The 16,785-nt window shown below is 55.8% G+C and carries 15 protein-coding genes; 2 read left to right on the top strand and 13 right to left on the bottom strand.

Going from position 1 to position 16,785, the window contains the following annotated elements; genetic code table 11:
• The coding region (locus tag IE243_RS20200) for a UDP-glucose dehydrogenase family protein (RefSeq protein WP_191321131.1) at positions 1 to 691 on the top strand (691 nt) is incomplete at its 5' end.
• A gap of 25 nt (positions 692 to 716) precedes the next feature.
• Here the strand turns inward: IE243_RS20200 and IE243_RS20195 are convergent.
• From IE243_RS20195 to IE243_RS20135, 13 genes are read right to left on the bottom strand one after another with little or no spacing between them, the layout of a single operon-like run.
• Entirely contained in the window at positions 717 to 1,766 is a 1,050-nt protein-coding gene (locus IE243_RS20195; RefSeq protein WP_191321130.1) for an EpsG family protein, read from the bottom strand.
• A complete protein-coding gene (locus IE243_RS20190) occupies positions 1,763 to 2,827 on the bottom strand; it encodes a glycosyltransferase family 4 protein (RefSeq protein ID WP_191321129.1) in 1,065 nt (354 codons plus the stop codon). Before IE243_RS20190 ends, IE243_RS20195 begins: the two co-directional genes overlap by 4 nt.
• Positions 2,824 to 4,767, bottom strand: a complete 1,944-nt coding sequence (asnB, locus tag IE243_RS20185) for an asparagine synthase (glutamine-hydrolyzing) (protein ID WP_191321128.1) — start codon at positions 4,765 to 4,767, stop codon at positions 2,824 to 2,826. Before asnB ends, IE243_RS20190 begins: the two co-directional genes overlap by 4 nt.
• Before the next feature lie 17 nt (positions 4,768 to 4,784).
• A complete protein-coding gene (locus IE243_RS20180) occupies positions 4,785 to 5,903 on the bottom strand; it encodes a glycosyltransferase family 4 protein (RefSeq protein WP_191321127.1) in 1,119 nt (372 codons plus the stop codon).
• Complete coding sequence (locus IE243_RS20175) at positions 5,900 to 7,201, bottom strand: glycosyltransferase (RefSeq protein ID WP_191321126.1); 1,302 nt, start codon at positions 7,199 to 7,201, stop codon at positions 5,900 to 5,902. Before IE243_RS20175 ends, IE243_RS20180 begins: the two co-directional genes overlap by 4 nt.
• On the bottom strand, positions 7,186 to 7,788 hold the full coding sequence (locus IE243_RS20170) for an acyltransferase (RefSeq protein WP_191321125.1): 603 nt from the start codon (positions 7,786 to 7,788) through the stop codon (positions 7,186 to 7,188). Before IE243_RS20170 ends, IE243_RS20175 begins: the two co-directional genes overlap by 16 nt.
• The gene (locus IE243_RS20165; RefSeq protein ID WP_191321124.1) at positions 7,775 to 8,836 is read right to left on the bottom strand and encodes a glycosyltransferase; all 1,062 of its coding nucleotides are present in this window, start codon (positions 8,834 to 8,836) and stop codon (positions 7,775 to 7,777) included. Before IE243_RS20165 ends, IE243_RS20170 begins: the two co-directional genes overlap by 14 nt.
• A gap of 10 nt (positions 8,837 to 8,846) precedes the next feature.
• On the bottom strand, positions 8,847 to 10,346 hold the full coding sequence (locus IE243_RS20160; RefSeq protein WP_244643276.1) for an O-antigen translocase: 1,500 nt from the start codon (positions 10,344 to 10,346) through the stop codon (positions 8,847 to 8,849).
• Positions 10,343 to 11,440 carry a DegT/DnrJ/EryC1/StrS family aminotransferase gene (locus tag IE243_RS20155; RefSeq protein ID WP_191321123.1) on the bottom strand — a complete coding sequence of 366 codons (1,098 nt, stop codon included), beginning with the start codon at positions 11,438 to 11,440 and terminating at the stop codon, positions 10,343 to 10,345. The genes IE243_RS20160 and IE243_RS20155 overlap by 4 nt, the downstream gene beginning before the upstream one ends.
• The gene (locus IE243_RS20150; RefSeq protein ID WP_191321122.1) at positions 11,437 to 11,865 is read right to left on the bottom strand and encodes a sugar 3,4-ketoisomerase; all 429 of its coding nucleotides are present in this window, start codon (positions 11,863 to 11,865) and stop codon (positions 11,437 to 11,439) included. Before IE243_RS20150 ends, IE243_RS20155 begins: the two co-directional genes overlap by 4 nt.
• The gene (locus tag IE243_RS20145) at positions 11,865 to 12,407 is read right to left on the bottom strand and encodes a GNAT family N-acetyltransferase (RefSeq protein WP_191321121.1); all 543 of its coding nucleotides are present in this window, start codon (positions 12,405 to 12,407) and stop codon (positions 11,865 to 11,867) included. Before IE243_RS20145 ends, IE243_RS20150 begins: the two co-directional genes overlap by 1 nt.
• On the bottom strand, positions 12,407 to 13,678 hold the full coding sequence (gene tviB, locus IE243_RS20140) for a Vi polysaccharide biosynthesis UDP-N-acetylglucosamine C-6 dehydrogenase TviB (RefSeq protein ID WP_191321133.1): 1,272 nt from the start codon (positions 13,676 to 13,678) through the stop codon (positions 12,407 to 12,409). The genes IE243_RS20145 and tviB overlap by 1 nt, the downstream gene beginning before the upstream one ends.
• Positions 13,679 to 13,698: 20 nt before the next feature.
• Positions 13,699 to 14,697 carry an NAD-dependent epimerase/dehydratase family protein gene (locus tag IE243_RS20135; protein WP_191321120.1) on the bottom strand — a complete coding sequence of 333 codons (999 nt, stop codon included), beginning with the start codon at positions 14,695 to 14,697 and terminating at the stop codon, positions 13,699 to 13,701.
• A gap of 542 nt (positions 14,698 to 15,239) precedes the next feature.
• Between IE243_RS20135 and IE243_RS23210 the strand changes: the two genes are divergently transcribed.
• Positions 15,240 to 16,721 (top strand): sugar transferase, encoded by a 1,482-nt coding sequence (locus IE243_RS23210; RefSeq protein WP_210319922.1) that lies wholly within the window; start codon positions 15,240 to 15,242, stop codon positions 16,719 to 16,721.
• Positions 16,722 to 16,785: the final 64 nt, after the last annotated feature.

Raw genomic sequence — 16,785 nt, 5'->3', positions numbered from 1 at the left:
GCTGACGAAATACGCCGCCAACGCCTTTCTGGCGATGAAGGTGACCTTCATCAACGAAATCGCCGACCTGTGCGAACAGGTGGGCGCCAATGTGCAGGAAGTGGCGCGGGGCATCGGCCTCGACAAGCGCATCGGCGGCAAGTTCCTGCACGCCGGCCCGGGCTATGGCGGCTCCTGCTTCCCCAAGGACACCCTGGCCCTGGTCAAGACCGCCCAGGATTACGGCAGCCCGGTGCGGCTGGTGGAGACCACGGTCGCCATCAATGACGCGCGCAAGCGCGACATGGCCGCCCGCGTCATCGCCGCCTGCGGTGGCGACGTTTCCGGCAAGCGCATCGCCATCCTCGGGCTGACCTTCAAGCCCAACACCGACGACATGCGCGATGCGCCGTCGATCGTCATCATCAATGAATTGCAGGCGGCCGGGGCCAGCATCGCTGCTTACGATCCGGAAGGCGTCGATCAGGCAAGACAGGTGCTGCGCGACGTCGACTACGCCGCCGATCCCTATGCCTGCGCCGCCGGCGCCGACGCCCTCGTCATCGTGACGGAATGGGACGCGTTTCGCGCCCTCGACCTCAATGAACTGCGCAGCCGCCTGCGCAGCCCGGCCCTGATCGACCTGCGCAACATCTATCCGCCCGAGGATGTAGCGGACGCGGGTTTGCGCTACTGGAGCGTCGGAAGGTAGTCCCGCACCGCCTCCATCTCTAATGTCATGGCAACCCAAATAGCCAAGTCCGGTATGGTAGATAACACGACTGGAAATGCTGGGATAGCACGGTCCAAACGGCCAGAAAGAGCAGAAGCACCGCATACGGAATGGTCGAAATAATCTGCCGATGCTGGAGAGACTGGAGCGAGGGGACCCGCGCAAATATCGTGGTTTGAACGGGAGCGAGATAGTAGCCCAGCCGGTCGGCGATCACGGTTGAAACAGGCAGCAAACCCATTGCGCCGATCATTGCAAGCGCTCCGAATGAGACGACCTGATAATCGCCCAAGGATTCCCGCTTCCAAGCCCTTCGCAGAAAAATGTAAAAATACGCGCCGCTGAGTCCCAGCAACGCCAGCCGAAATACCGCGCCGAACGCTTCGTTGCCTGCGCCAATATATCGGCTTCCCGCCTCCTCACTCGCATTACTGCTCCATAAAAGGTACGCGCCAGGAATTGCGAGGCATACCGAGGCGATGACACGCCATCGGGTAACCCGGCGGCCGACAAACGGTGTAAGAAGAAAGAATATAGCGGCGCTGCTATGAAACCCGGTGGCAATCAGCACCCACACGGCGTAGGCAAATGCGCGACCATCTAGAAGACGGGTCATCGCCACGCAGATTAATCCAATCGCGGCGCCCTGCCGGATAGCGGACATCGGAACATTGATGATCAAGACAGGGAACAACAGGATCAGAAAACCGAGTGGATCCTGTTGTCGCTTGGCCAACACATGCATTCCGGCAAAAGCCACAGCGGATGAAATAACATTTGCCCATGGATAGGGCAAATTCAGTTCAGTTAAGTAATAAAGTATCACCCACCAAACCGTTTCATGTCCTTGAATCAGTTCATCCAACGGTGTCACACTGGCTACCTCATATTGGTTCCAATAACCCCACCAGTCACATCCGACTTCATAGCGAAATGCTGAAAAGAGAAAGAGCGCAACCAGAACCACTCGGTAAAATTGACGGTTCAGCCGAGGACGGCCCGCGACTCCGAGACGAAGCAAATATAAAATAATCGTAATGGCGATATAGATCATTGCTCCGCCACCTTGCGGAGCATGGATGCAACCCGGGGCCCCCATATCTGCAGCGAATAGTGTTCTTCCATCCGACGACGGCCCGCCATACCCATACGATGACGCAAATCGGGATCAGACAGCAGTCGTCCGATCGCCGTTCCCCATTCAGTCTCTGTTGTGGCCAGAAAACCGGTCACGCCGTCCTCGACAATCTCGGCGTTTACCCCCACCGGGGAAGCGACAACAGGTAGGCCGCAAGCCATATACTGGATGATCTTGTAGCCGCATTTACCCCGCGACCAAGGGCTGTCATCCAGCGGCATGAGCCCGATATCCATCGACTGGATCAGACCGCTTTCACCTTCTTCCGACCAGGGCAGGTTCTCGATGCCATTTCCTTCAGCTCGTGGGCCGGCTCCGACGACGCGCAGCGCAGCCCCGTAGCGTTCAGCCAAATTCGAGAGCATCGGCAGCATTGGTAGCATGTATTGCGTCCAAGTGCTCGGCGATCCAATCCAGCCGATGCGTGGACGGCCATCCACCTCCCGCCGAGGCGACGTATCATAAGCATCGGCGTCGACGACGGTGGGCACGATCTCGACCCAAGTGGCTCCGGCCTTGTGCGCCCTGTCCGCCAGATACGGGTTTCCAGCCATGACGAGGGCTGACCGGGCCATGACCCGGTCGATCTTACGACCCAAAACCACACGTAGCATCATGCCGCGATGCAGGTCGTAGTTATGGAAAATCGCATCGTCATAGTCACTGACAACGGGTACGCCTCTGGGAAGAAGCAGGCGCTCAAGCGTTGCCGGGAACCATGGCAGAAGTTCCTTTTCCAGCCAGATTACATCGGGACGCTCAGCTTGTCGCAACCTCCGAAAGCGGCTCCAGTAATTTCGAGCGACCTGCGCGAGACTGATGCTTTGTGAATAAATTGATAGTAAATAATTGTCATCCAATAGTGATTGGACTTCCGTGCAAATGCCCGCTGCCTTGAAGGCAGGCAGATATTGCATCATCCGCAACCGGCTTGAAGCGCCCAGGCGACCATAACGAGTGAGGACGAGAAGCTTCATACCCAGTGCTCTCGCCATGCCTGAAACATGAGGATCGTCCAGAGTCCTGCAGTCCGATCATGTCTTCCTGACAAATGTTCACACCAGAGCCTTCTAACCGGCCCTGGAGCCAACAGACCATCCCGCTCTAGCCGCCGTTCACAAAGGAGTTCCTCAGCCCAAGGCCTGAGTGGGCCACGCAGCCATTCGCCAACGGGGATTCCAAAACCGGCCTTGGGACGCTCAATCAGTTCACGCGGAACATGATGATAGAGAAGTTGCCGTAGCGCCCATTTGCCCCGATTGTTTCGGATTTTCATATGTACGGGCAACTGCGCGGAGATGGCGATAACCTGAGGGTCGAGAAAGGGTGCCCGCGTCTCCAGGCTAACGCCCATGGCAGCACGATCGACCTTGCACAGAATGTCATCGGGCAGATAGCTGCGCATATCCTGCGCCATCATCCTCTCAGCTGGATTGATGAGCTTTTGAGGCAGAGGATCATCGAGCAACGATGGCGGCTCCTGGCCATGTCCAACGGCCTCAGGACGATACCAGAGCGAAATCAGATTACGGTAGAGATCATCGATTGAGTTAGCTCCCGCAAGGGCACCCGCTAGTTTGTGAATTTTGTCACCGGCCCGCGAGATATGGCCCCCCCCCAGTCGATCCCAAGCCTGTGATGGAATCATCGCCATGCCAGAAACCAAGGCATGCCGCATGCCGCGCGGCATGCGCTCGACACGCCTCCAGATCCGCGGCCCCCAGAAATAGCGGTTATAACCACCGAACAGTTCATCGCCGCCATCACCGGACAGCGCCACCGTTACATGCTGTCGCGCGGCGCGACAGACGAGGAAGGTTGGAATCTGCGAGGAATCCGCGAAGGGCTCGTCATACAGTTCTGGAAGACGCGGAATGACCTCGCGCGCATCCGCGTCCGTGACCGTGATCTCGGTATGGTCGGTTCCAAGATGGCGCGCGACGGCGGCTGCATGCGGTGCTTCATTGAATGCAGCCTCGTGAAAGCCAATGGTAAATGTCCGGACCGGACGGCTGGATTGCTTCTGCATCAGCGCCACAATCAGTGAACTGTCGATGCCGCCAGACAGAAAGGCGCCGAGCGGCACATCCGCCATCATCTGTTGCGCCACCGCACCCGAAAGTCCTGCCTCCAGCGTCTCAAGCGTCGCGCCATCATCGAAGAATTGCTCAGCCTTCCCGGCTTCAATAGCAGCGGTCAGCGACCAGTAGCGTCGTACGGACAGTCCCCCCACCGTTTCGCCGGGACGAATCGGACTTTGTGCCGGTCCGGGGTAGCCCGTCACCTCAAGAATGCAGCCTGGCTCCAGCTTCCAGACGCCGGGATGAATGCTACGCGGAGCCGGCACATAGCCAAAACGCAGATATTGCAACAGAGCGTCCCGGCAGACGGTGGTCGGAAAACCTGGATGGACGCGCAGCGCCTTGAGTTCAGATCCGAAAACCAGCGTTCTTGCGGCATGGCCCCAATAAAGCGGCTTTTCGCCCATGCGATCGCGCGCAAGCGCGAGCCGGCGCTGCTTGCGATCCCAAAGCGCAATCGCAAACATGCCGGAAGCCTGGCGCAGGGCATCGTCCAGCCCCCAATGTTCGATTGCGGCCAGAAGCGTCTCGGTATCGGACGCACCGCGCCAGGCCGGAGCCGCGCCACCGTCTTCCAGCATCCGGCGCAGATCAAGGTGGTTGTAAATCTCACCGTTGAAGGCGATCACATAGCGCCCCGAGGCCGAAACCATGGGTTGCGCCCCGGTCTCTGTCAGATCGATGATAGCCAGGCGGCGATGGCCAAGCGCCACGCCATCACCCATCCAGAAGCCCTCTGCGTCGGGGCCCCGATGCTGCAAGCGCGCCGTCATGGCCCGGATGCGTCCCTGCATATCTGCAGGCGCAGGATCAAGAATGCCGGTCAGTCCGCACATAGGTAAGCACCAAGCCTTTAAATCAACCCTAGAAGCGGAAAGAGCTGTTTCCGGAAGTTCCGCTGCGAAAAAACATGCAGGACTCTCTTTCTCCCCCGCTCGCCCATATCCCGTGCCACGTTCTGGTCACGGCACAATCGTATCATGACCTCGGCACATGATGACGCGTCATCTATTGGAACCAAAAAACCCGTTTTTCCGTCTTCGAGAATTTCCTCTGGACCACCTGATCGGGTCGCAATAACCGGCAAACCAGCTGCGGATGCCTCAAGCACTGCGAGGGAAAAAGCCTCAGAGCGAGACAAGTTCAAGGCGGCTAGCTTGCCGCGCAGGATTTTTGTGGTGTCCTTAACAAAATCACCGAAATGCACGCAGCCAGAGAGACCCAATTCTTCTGCTCGTTTCACTAGAGCCCGGCGAAACTCTCGGTTCTTTTCAAGGCCCATGTCCCCACCGTAGAATTCAAGCCGCGCATCGGGAAAAGCTAGGGCCACTCGGGACATAGCTTCAAGCGCAATATCCTGTCCTTTGCCGGGGATATAATTTCCAGCGAAAACGAAAGTTCGCCCGCAATCACCGTTGGCGGGCATCGGTTCCGCAAATTTGGGATCCACCGCATCGTACAGAAGGTCGTTGTCCATACCCTCTGGTAAGAGCCGCTGTATATACTGCGAAACCACCACCATTCGATCCGATGATAGCGCTGCAGCTCGCAACCAGAAGCTAGACGTCCGCCCGAACGTAGTCGGATTGATCCTGACCCAGGTTAAAACGGCGCCTCTGAACCCCAATATCCTGCAAAGCACACCCTGCATCAGGTAGAAATCATTGACAATGAGCGCCTTGGCGCGGTTGCGACGTAATGCGTGAAATAGGCGGAATGTGGCAATCAAAAGGTAGGGAAAATATAACACCACTGCCCGGAAGGATCTGCGGAGGGGCCGGATCGGCAGGCGTATGACAGCAGCGAAATCAACGGTGTCGTCTGAATCGATACAACTGTCATCTGCAATTACTAGCACGACGCGAGCTTTTCCAACAAGAGTGCGTGCTATGTTACGGGCGCAGAAGAAGGCTCCGGTCCTTGCAATGGAACCATCGAGAAGATAGATCAGAGGCAAATCGTCCGACTTCATTTGCTGGCCATGACCAAATCTTGACAAAGACGAAGCCACTCTGGCCCTGTTGCCTCGATATCGAACCGGGCAATGGCTTCACGGCGTTCCGCTTGGCTGCGGCGTGTTACAGGGGCTTGCAGGGCCGCTACAATCTCGCGAGCCCAGACCTCAACAGCCCCAGCGCTATCAGGATGCGGCATCAGCTTGCCGTGAGCCAACTGCAGCGGTTGAGTAACAGGCCAAACTGCGGGCAACGGATCGGACGGCCCCGCCAAAATGGACCGGGGCCCCCAAGGACAATCTGCAGCCAAGACCGGGATGCCCGCCGCCAGCGCTTCTATTAAAGCATTCGGCAGACCTTCGAAGCGCGAGGTCAATGTCACCACCCGACCGAGGCGAAGATAACGGATTGGGTCTTCTCGATAACCAGCTAAGGTGACCGCGGGAGCTTCCGGGTCAGCCAAGCCCCCAACTGTCAAGCCGAGCTCTTGAGCCAATGTAACGAGAGTGTTCGCTTCTGGCCCATCGCCAATTATCAAGAGCCTCGCAGTTGGAATGCTCTGCCGGACAATAACAAAGGCGCGAAGTAGAATGTCAAACCCCTTCTGGCGATGCAACCGGCCAAAAGCAACAATAGTTTGCCCGTTACCTAGAGAACGAGCATCATGCTCGACAGGAGCATCAGATATATTAATCAAGTGATTTACCAACACTGTTCCTTCAAGTGCAATTGTTTTATCCGCAACACCTGTATTATTCGAAACGATCTCGCCATCAAGGCCGGAGGACGCGCAGACGATGCGCGCGGCGCGTTTATAAGTCAGCGGATCTAGAAATCGTGTCCAGATCAGTCGCTCCCATTTTGACATACCGGTATCGCCGCGTTTCGATCCACGCTCCGAAACGATTGTCTTTTCCTTTGGACCGGATAGTGCATTCAACAAATTGGCACCAGAAAGAAAGCTTATCGCTACATCGTGCTCGCTCTTGAGAATTTGAAGACACCGTATCATTATCCGCCAGCGATTCCCTTTCGCAAACAGCGAACGCTTCTGCGCTTGATTGCCACCAAGCATGACAACTGGCAAATTCGTCTGCGCCCCTTCGATGCTATATCCTCCATTGCCATAGTCGCGCGCCATTAAGGCAATAGTGACATCGGCATATTGAGAAAGAAAGCCCGCAACGCGCAGAAATGCCTGCTCCGCACCACCATACCCAAGCTGAGGTATGAGCATAAGGACTCGGAGGCGGGGAGTTGATATTTGCTCAGATTTCATTGAAAGGAAGCTCAGCTTTGCTAATTCATACGGCATTCTGCAGATACGGCTCCTCTTATCCCGATCACCCTCGCAGGAACCCCGCCCACTATTTCCCAAGCGCCGACGGATTTCGTGACAACCGCACCCGCGGCAATAACAGCGCCGCATCCAACCTGAACACCATCTAAAATTACCGCATGAGCGCCAATCCAGACATCATCCGATATCTCGATACCTATATTCTTCATTCCTTGCAAAAAGATAAACTTCTCCTTATCCTCAAAAATATGATTTGCTGCAACGATAGTGACATGCGGCCCTACTCTTACTCCTTGCCCTATTATTAGGTTTGCGCCGCCATAGAGCACGGAATATGGCCCAATAGTCACGTGAGATCCGGTAATGATATTTCCGGTGTAAGCACGAATCACAACTCCTGTATCGATAAGATTGCGCGGACCCAAGGTAATAGAACCAGACCATGGGTCCAAAACACAAGACAATGCTATATTGCTTGTTCTGTGAATTTTCACGGATCTCCCTAAAAACTGCACTTTCTTTGTAAAATAACGTAACTTGCTTACGAGAAAATCGGTATAATTTCTCAATATAAAATACTTACTGGACTCATGTTCTTTCATGGTGCGCTCCTTTTTTTCTAAAAAATCTTCCCATCGTCTGCCGAACAAAAAGATAAATAGCGCCGCATTGTTCACCAAAAACTCCCGAAATCAAGAATCCAATACGATTTCTCTTCCACGCAAGCAGAATGGATGTAACTCTTTCGGTATAAGTTAACGTATTCCATTCAAATTTGGAGCGGTAGAAAATTATTTCATCTTTTAATTTGGCCGTGTTTAATTTTCTGATATCGTCATTTCGCACTTCTGCAAAGTGCAGTAAAAGTTCAGCGCGATCAACTATATTCTTGGCGTAGATGCCTTCCTTTTTTATTGCCTTGCGAGTATCATTTATAGATTTGTATTCTAGACCCGTGTTGCTTATCGCGCCAGTGTGCACTCGATATCTTACGAGGCTGCTTTCCACAAACGATACTGACCCCCTAAGCGCGTTCAGGATTATAGTGAAAACACCATCTTCCGATAGAATTCCCGCGGAATTGGCTGGTGCCTGTTGAAATAATTGGATATCATACGCAGATGTCGCGCCATGAACGACTTCGATAGGTCCATCCTTTGAGAAAAAGTAGGTTCGCAGATCACACTCAGGTGATAACAATGATTGAGACCTCTGCCCAAGGGCGAGAACATTGCCTGCTTCATCAATTGTATCGTACCTCGAATGAACCGCCCAACAGTTAGTTCTGATCCAGGTATCAACGATCTCTTGGACTCGCTCTGGCTTGGAAATATCATCGCCAGCAGCGAGAATCATAAGTTGGCCGTTCATACGTTGGGCAACGTCAAGAACGTGGGAATAGGGCCGAAGGTTGGTGTGTGTCCTCCGCACCATTACCCGATGCCTCCCCTGATATTCTGCGGCCATTTCTTGCATGATCTCGAAGGTGCGATCCGACGAAACATCATCTGAGAGAATGATCTCTAACGGCTCATAGGACTGGGAGAATGCGCCTTCGATAGCTTCACGAATGTATTTTTCTTGATTGTAAGCGAAAAGAGCGAAGGTAACCAGCGGACGCTCGCTTATAATATCGGTATTTTCTGTCATAATCCTACGCTCATCCATTCCCAAAAATACGCCGGGATATTCTCGCCAACCGCCTAACGGACCCGCCCAGTTCTGCCATCTGTTCCAACCGCGCAAAGGCGTATACTCCAATCAGCAGAGCGGCCACGAGGCCAACGGCCATTGCCAGAGTTTCAGATATCCGCGCGCTACCTGCGACAGAACCAGCCACTGCCAGTAGCATCAGCGCTTGGCGCGTTACCACTGCACTCCAGCGGAAACCGATGCGGCGGCGGGCCAGCCACCAGACCATTGGCAGATAGCACAGATAAAGCGCCAGAAAGGAGACTCCCGTCGCGCTAATATCCATCAGTGGCAGCAATACCCATGTCGCGGCTACGAAAACGCCGATCCCGGTCGTCTCGGTCACGATGAAGGTTTTTCCGGCTCCCGCCGCCAGCAGCACAAACCCTAACGGCCAGCTCATCACCTTGAGGATATCGCCCAGTAGCTGCCACCGCAGTATCTCAACGGCTGGGAGGAACTCGGCGGAATAAAGCAGGCGGATCACATAAGGCGCCAGGGCCAGCATCGCGAGCAGCACCGGACCACATAGCAGAAGAGCCACCTCGGTCTGTTCGTTGACCAGACGTGTGGCGCTCTGGTGATCTTTTATGATGGCCGCAAGGCGGGGATAATAATCTGTTCCCATCGCGCCCAGTACGAATCCCAGATACATCATCCCGATCGACCAAGCGGCCTGAAACTGGCCGAGCGCGCCGGCCCCCAGTTCCTGCTGAACGAGGCTGCGCACGGCCAAATGGCCCCCCATCGTAACCAGCCCACTCAACATGAAGGCAACGCCCAGTCGCGCCATGGACTGCCATTCCCGCGCCAGGGCGCCAAATCTCGTCTTTGGAGCTTCGACCCTGCCCAATCGCGAGACATACAGATGGCCTGCAAGGAAAGCTGACAGGGGCGCTACAAGCACCAACGCCAGAATCCCATTGCTGCCCCAAAGCCAAAGCGCGAGAATCCCCAAGGCGGCGCCAGCCAGCGAGGACAACAACTGCACCCGCGCGACATCGCCGATCTGGCGCATACCTGTTAGAAGCGCGCCCTGTGAACCTGCGGCGATCGTCAGACCGACAGCCAAGGCAAGCCAGGCGACATCCTGATCCAGTTCGGGCGCATGCAGCAGATGCGTGGCGATCAGGCCGCTACTCGACCAAAAGATCAGTGTGCTGAAAATTGACAGGGCAAGCGAGCCCCAGAACAGCGCGCGCCGCACCCGCACAACGGAAGTCTTGTCGCCATCGGCATGTGCAGCCGCGACTTGCCGCGTTCCGACCGAGCCAAACCCCAACGCACCTACCGTGGCGGCTGTTTGGACAAGGTTCTGGAACAGCCCGACCAACCCCACGCCCGCCGGGCCGAGCAGCACCGCTGCAGCCTTCATCTTCACAATCCCCGCAAGGATATTGAAGATCGAGGCAGCGCCCATGATCGAGGAGGATCGCAAGATCGTGCGGTATGAGGATTTCTCCGTCACGCGCGCGCATCCCTGATTGCAGCCGCAACTGCCCGTGCATCCGCGGAAGTCAGATGCGGGCCCATGGGCAGGCTCAGCACCTCATTCGCCAACTGTCGGGCCAGCGGCAGCGCCTCGGCCGCCAATCCCAAACTGGCATAGGCCTCCTGCATATGCGGGGGGATTGGATAGTGAATCAGCGTCCCAACACCGGCTTCGGTCAAGTTGCTCTGCAGTCTGTCACGATCGGGGCTGCGCACCACATAGAGATGCCAGGCCGGATTGGCCCAGTCGGGGACATGGGGCAGGGTCAGGCCGCTATCCTTCAGTTCTTCCGCATAAACGGCGGCGATCGTGCGGCGACGGTCGGTCCAAGCATCGAGATGGGAGAGCTTCACACGCAGCACTGCAGCCTGAATGGGATCGAGCCGTGAGTTCACGCCCTGCTCGTCGTTCACATATTTCCGGCGACTACCGTAGTTCCGTAAGGCTTGCAGCCTTTCCGCCAGATCGGCGCGGTTTGTGGTTATTGCTCCGGCGTCACCAAATGCCCCAAGGTTCTTACCCGGGTAGAAGCTCCAGCACACCAGATCGCCATGAGCGCCAATGTGACGACCACGATAGGTGGCGCCGTGGGCCTGGGCAGCGTCTTCGACGACGAAAATCCCATGGGCGCGGGCGAGCGTCAGGATCGGGTTGAGATCGGCTGACTGGCCATAAAGATGCACCGGCAGGATCACCTTTGTCGACGGCGTAATCGCCACCGCAATCCTGTCAGGGTCAATATTATGCGTGGCTGGCTCCGGCTCGACCGGTACAATCTTGGCGCCCACTGCCGATACCGCGAGCCAGGTCGCGATATAGGTATTCGACGGCACGATGACCTCGTCGCCCGGACCGATGTCCAGTGCCCTGAGCGCCAAGGTCAGCGCATCAAGCCCGTTGGCTAGGCCCACCGCATGGGAAGCGCCACAAAACGCTGCCCATTCAGCCTCGAAGGCCTCGACTTCTGGGCCAAGAATATACCAGCCGCTATCCAGCACGCGGGCGATGGCGTCGTCGATGTCTGCCTTAAGTTCGTGATAGGTTGGGCCCAGTGCAAGGAAAGGGATCATTGCGGCTGATCCCTTAGCGCTGCGATAAATTGGTTATAATCCCGATAATAGTCAGCTTCATTATATCGATGTGAGGCCAAAACCATACAGACTGCGCCTTGGCTGAATGCGTCCATCTCACGCCAAACCAGCCGGCTGATATAAAGTCCCTTGCGCGGATCACGCAGCCAATATTCCGACCTTGTGACGCCGTCATCCACGGTCATGCGGAAACTACCTGAAAGCGCAAAGACGATCTGTTCAAGTTCCCTATGCGCATGACCACCCCGTACCGCATCTACCGGGACATTATAGAGATAGTAAACCCGGTTGATATCAAAAGGTACATGGTTCTGACCCTCCACAAAGGTCAGATCACCCCGCGGGTCGTGGATTTGTGGCAAGCTGATTTCGCGAACGAAACCCTTCGCAATCGTAGCACTCATCAGGCGACTCTAGTCAGGACGGACAGGTGTTTTTCACGATCACGCAGGAAAGCCTCACGTGAATAGGTAAAGAAGATATCAAACGCATCAGCATGGGTCTCTTCTGCACCCAGCCGCCGGTGAAATGCCAAAGTGCGTTCATTATTTCGACGTACATCGAAAACAGCACGCGGCAGCTTCAGGTGACCAAAACCTACATCATAGATCAGAACAGCACTTTCCAACGCAGCCTTTGGCGATTTGTTGTGATCGAGAATCCAGCTGCCCCATGTGAATTGGTCCGCCGTGATATCATAAAGTCTGACGACACCGCAGCGGACACTATCTTGACGCTCAATCACGTAATAGCATTCATGCCCTTTTGCCTCTCGGACCTTGTAGGCTTCTATCCAGTGGCGCTGGTCTGCAGCAGTTCCGCGTACCTCTGACAGGTGGGCATTATAAGTCGGATCGATGCGTAGTCCGTACACATAGTCCGCGTCTTCGGGCTGGATCAGTCGCAGGGCCAAGTTCGGTCCTTCAACACGGGCAGGCGCTAACATCACAACCTCAGGTCACTACAAGCCGGCGGAAACACGCTCTTCAGATCGCAGAACACATGTGGGTCGCGGCCATAGCCGCGCAGGACTTCTGCGCCCTGCTGACGGTACGCGTCGTGGGCGACGGCGAGGATGACGCCATCATAGTCCGCTTCCCGAGGCGTAACGACCAGCGAAACGCCATATTCCTCTTCGGCGCTGGCCGGGTCGGCCCACGGATCGTGGATATCAACGCCGATCCCGTACTCCCGCAGTTCCGCCCTCACGTCAACCACGCGGGTGTTGCGCAGATCGGGGCAATTCTCCTTGAAGGTCAGCCCAAGGATCAGGACCCGCGCGCCGTCAATCTGGATGCGGCGTTTCAGCATGGCCTTCACCATCTGTCCGGCGACATAGGCGCCCATGCCGTCGTTGATCCGCCGTCCCGCGAGAATAACCTGGGGGTGATAGCCCAGCGCTTCCGCCTTGTGGGTCAGATAATAGGGATCGACGCCGATGCAGTGGCCGCCAACCAGGCCGGGACGGAACGGCAGGAAGTTCCATTTGGTGCCGGCGGCCTGCAACACGGCCTCCGTGTCGATGCCCATGCGGTTGAAAATGATCGCCAGCTCGTTGACCAGGGCGATGTTGAGATCGCGCTGGGTGTTCTCGATCACCTTGGCGGCCTCGGCCACACGAATGCTTTCTGCCCTGTAGGTGCCGGCGGTGATGATTGCGGCGTAAAGCGCATCGATCTTTTCAGCCGCTTCCGGCGTCGAGCCCGACGTCACCTTGCGGATGGTCGTCAGCCGGTGGGCCTTGTCGCCAGGATTGATCCTCTCCGGGCTGTAGCCGGCGAAAAAATCCACGTTGAACGTCAGGCCTGACACCCGTTCCAGCACCGGAACGCAATCCTCCTCGGTCGCGCCGGGATAAACCGTCGATTCATAGATGACGATGTCCCCGTGCTTGAGCACCTGACCGATCGTCTCGGAGGCCCTGACCAGCGGCGTCAGGTCCGGGCGCTTGTGGGCGTCGATCGGCGTAGGAACGGTCACGATATAGGTCGTGGCGCGGGAGATGTCAGCTAGATCCGACGTAAACTTCAGATACACCGCCTCAGCCAGTTCATCGGGCGAAACCTCTAGCGTATGATCCCGGCCGGTTTTCAGCTCGGCAATACGGCCGTGGTCGATGTCGAAGCCGATCACCGGCCGGTGTTTGCCGAATGCGACCGCCAGCGGCAGGCCGACATAGCCAAGGCCGATGACGGCGAGGGGCGCAGGAATCCTCATGGTCATGCCAGTCTTCCGCATCACTTGCCGTAATATTCGTGGAACCAGGCGACAAACTTCGCGACGCCGTCGCGGAAATCCGTCTGCGGCCGGTAGCCGGTCAGGCGCTGCAACAGTTCAGCGTTGGCCCAGGTCGCCGGCACGTCGCCTTTCTGCATGTCCATGTAGTTGCGGATGGCTTTTTTGCCGAGGCAATCCTCGAGTGCCTCGACGAAGTCCAGCAGCCGCACTCTGTCAGAGTTGCCGATATTGATGATGCGGAAGGGGGCTACCGGCGAGAGGCTGTCGCCGGGTTCGATCGCGTCCCGAGTCGCCGGTCGCACCGGGGCCACGTCGACCAGCAGGCGGATGGCGCGCACCAGGTCGTCCACATAGGTGAAATCGCGATACATGTCGCCGTGGTTGTAGATGTCGATCGGCCGGCCATCGAGAATGGCGTCGACGAATTTGTACAGCGCCAGATCCGGCCGCCCCCATGGACCATAGACCGTGAAGAAGCGGAACATGGTCGTGGGCAGGTTCCACAGATGCGCATAGGCATGGGCCATGCTCTCGTTGGCCTTTTTGGTTGCAGCATAGATGGTGAGTTGCGTGTCGGCCTTCTCGGTTTCAACGAACGGCATGTCGTCGTTGGCGCCATAGACGGACGATGTCGAAGCCATCAGCAGATGCCGCACATCAAGCCGCCGCGCCGCCTCCATCACATTGAAGGCGCCGATGACATTGGCGTCGAGATAGGCGCGCGGGTTTTCGAGGCTGTAGCGGACCCCGGCCTGGGCCGCTAGATGCACGATCACATCCGGACGGAATTCATCGACCACGGCATCAAGTTGATCCTGATGCTCCAGCATACCTTTGGAGGCAGCAAAATTCGGATCCTGTAACAACATGGCGTGTCGACGCTGCTTCAAGCGGACATCATAGTAGTCCGTCATCCCATCGTAGCCATGAACAAGAAAACCCTCGGCCAATAGTAGTCTGGCCAGATGAAATCCGATGAAACCTGCAGTTCCCGTCATGAAGATTTTTTTCAAAGCCCCCCCCGTGTTTCACCCACTACTAACGAAACTATACCAAGCGCACACGGAACGATCTATAAATCGGCCGAAAATACTAACAGAAAATACTCCCGATCAAGGGCTGATTCTTCAAAATTTCTTGCGCTTGGAAGAGCCCACCATCAGGAGAAAACACCGAATACCTTAACATGCCCCAATAGCAGCCGTTAACAGAACCAGCCTGCAAATGCAACCACAGGTCACTAACCACCCCGGCACGCATTGGGCATACATTTTCTTCGCGCTGTCGCGTTTCTTTCTCGGACGATGGCCACATCGGGAGCAATGCGGCTTGACACCCGCCGCCCCAAACATGCATCCGCTGCTCCAATGAAGCGCGCGCCCCGAATTTCCCGGACATATCTCACCCTTCAGGCCGCCACTCCTACAATCGCCACAAGCAGCCTGGTAACATAAACGTGATCACCGCTGCCTGCGCTCATCCGTTTGGTTATTCAACTTTTAGATGGTATGCACCCCTTGCTTGGGGGGGGCCATGCACGATGTTGATGCCGCTTTTGTTCCTAGTCGATATTTTGGCGATTGTTATCTCAGGGATAGCCGCCCTTGTTCTTCGTGAGAATCTAACGATCACATACGTAAAAATTTCACACGCCCTGCCATATTTGGTAATTTCTACTATAGTATCATTTGCAATCGTTCCTCTAAGCGGAGTCAGCCGAGGCTTGTGGCGTTATTTTACCTTCAACGATCTTATCCGCATTGCATTTTGTGCAGTAGCCGTCGTTCTTACCGCAGCCGGCCTTGCATTCGCATATGACCGTCTGGATGGCGTTGCGCGAGCAGTACCAATCCTCCACGCCATCTTGATCGTGATACTCCTGTGTGTGCTGCGAGCGGCAAAACGGTTCCGCTACCTTCAACGCAAGCGGCCAAAAGCTCCATCCTTAGCGACTGCGACCGGACATCAACCTGAGCGCGTCCTCCTGATTGGAGTTAACAGTGTCGCGGAGCTATTCATGCGGGCTGCGCGTGAGCTATCAAGTGGGCAAATTCAGGTCGCTGGGCTCTTAAGCGCGCGCAATGACTACCGCGGCAGAAAATTTCATGGCGAATCAGTTCTAGCAACTCCAGAAGAACTTATGGAAGTTTTGGCACGTTTGGAAGTACATGGCGCGGATATCCAACGTATCGTTATAACTGTGAATCCATCTCAGCTTTCCACCGGCACCATGGAAGCTTTACAAACCATAGAGCTCACGTCAGATATTACGGTTGATTATTTTGCTGAACGCCTAAATTTTAACGATAACCGCTCAGGAAATTCAATAGCGAAAACAACCCACACACAGGTGCAGATGCCGTCCCTGCAGGATATGGCGCAGTCGGTAGATATCTCGCGCGCTTACTGGCAGGTAAAGCGGGCATTCGATTTTTCCGTTGCCCTGTTTCTCATCATTCTAACAACTCCAGTAATGTTGCTGGTCGCCACAGCGGTCGCGATTGACGTTGGCCTCCCGGTGGTGTTTTGGCAAGAGCGTTTGGGGATGTACGGTCGCCGCTTAAGGCTCAACAAGTTCCGCACTATGCGCCCAGCTCATGACGCCAAGGGTATGCGTATTCCGGATGATCGGCGCTCTGGATCTATTGGGCGCTTTCTGCGGCGATCACGTCTGGATGAGCTTCCGCAACTATTCCATATTCTAGTGGGGGACATGTCTTTCATCGGACCACGGCCGTTGCTATTTTCTGAGCAGAGGCTGGATTACACTGCGCGGCTTGCCATACGCCCTGGATTAACGGGATGGGCCCAAGTTCATGGTGGTCGCGCAGTAACACTTGATGACAAGGTCGCTATGGATCTATGGTATATTTGCCATGCCAATTTTTTCCTTGACGCAGTTATCGTTCTAAAAACATTCCGGATGATTGTTGTTGGAGACAAACCCGACGAAAGTGTCATTACGTCGGCCAGACGAGGAGTTGATGCGCTAGTGGGCCGCAGGTCCCCGCGCGTTCACTAGGTGTTTATACCAAGACTCTCTGATCAGAACCCATGCGCCCATTTGCGGAGTCCGATTGACATGA

It is taken from the genome of Camelimonas fluminis, from assembly GCF_014656355.1.
Taxonomy (GTDB): domain Bacteria; phylum Pseudomonadota; class Alphaproteobacteria; order Rhizobiales; family Beijerinckiaceae; genus Camelimonas; species Camelimonas fluminis.
Note: the sequence above shows the minus strand (reverse complement) of the source record. Positions and strands in the feature narration are given on the sequence as shown.

Bases quoted from the DNA above. Each gene is read 5' to 3' on its own strand.
- IE243_RS20195 (WP_191321130.1), bottom strand. From the start codon at position 1,766: ATGATCTATATCGCCATTACGATTATTTTATATTTGCTTCGTCTCGGA.
- IE243_RS20190 (WP_191321129.1), bottom strand. From the start codon at position 2,827: ATGAAGCTTCTCGTCCTCACTCGTTATGGTCGCCTGGGCGCTTCAAGC.
- asnB (WP_191321128.1), bottom strand. From the start codon at position 4,767: ATGTGCGGACTGACCGGCATTCTTGATCCTGCGCCTGCAGATATGCAG.
- IE243_RS20180 (WP_191321127.1), bottom strand. From the start codon at position 5,903: ATGAAGTCGGACGATTTGCCTCTGATCTATCTTCTCGATGGTTCCATT.
- IE243_RS20175 (WP_191321126.1), bottom strand. From the start codon at position 7,201: ATGCCGTATGAATTAGCAAAGCTGAGCTTCCTTTCAATGAAATCTGAG.
- IE243_RS20170 (WP_191321125.1), bottom strand. From the start codon at position 7,788: ATGAAAGAACATGAGTCCAGTAAGTATTTTATATTGAGAAATTATACC.
- IE243_RS20165 (WP_191321124.1), bottom strand. From the start codon at position 8,836: ATGACAGAAAATACCGATATTATAAGCGAGCGTCCGCTGGTTACCTTC.
- IE243_RS20155 (WP_191321123.1), bottom strand. From the start codon at position 11,440: ATGATCCCTTTCCTTGCACTGGGCCCAACCTATCACGAACTTAAGGCA.
- IE243_RS20150 (WP_191321122.1), bottom strand. From the start codon at position 11,865: ATGAGTGCTACGATTGCGAAGGGTTTCGTTCGCGAAATCAGCTTGCCA.
- IE243_RS20145 (WP_191321121.1), bottom strand. From the start codon at position 12,407: ATGTTAGCGCCTGCCCGTGTTGAAGGACCGAACTTGGCCCTGCGACTG.
- tviB (WP_191321133.1), bottom strand. From the start codon at position 13,678: ATGAGGATTCCTGCGCCCCTCGCCGTCATCGGCCTTGGCTATGTCGGC.
- IE243_RS20135 (WP_191321120.1), bottom strand. From the start codon at position 14,697: ATGACGGGAACTGCAGGTTTCATCGGATTTCATCTGGCCAGACTACTA.
- IE243_RS23210 (WP_210319922.1), top strand. From the start codon at position 15,240: ATGTTGATGCCGCTTTTGTTCCTAGTCGATATTTTGGCGATTGTTATC.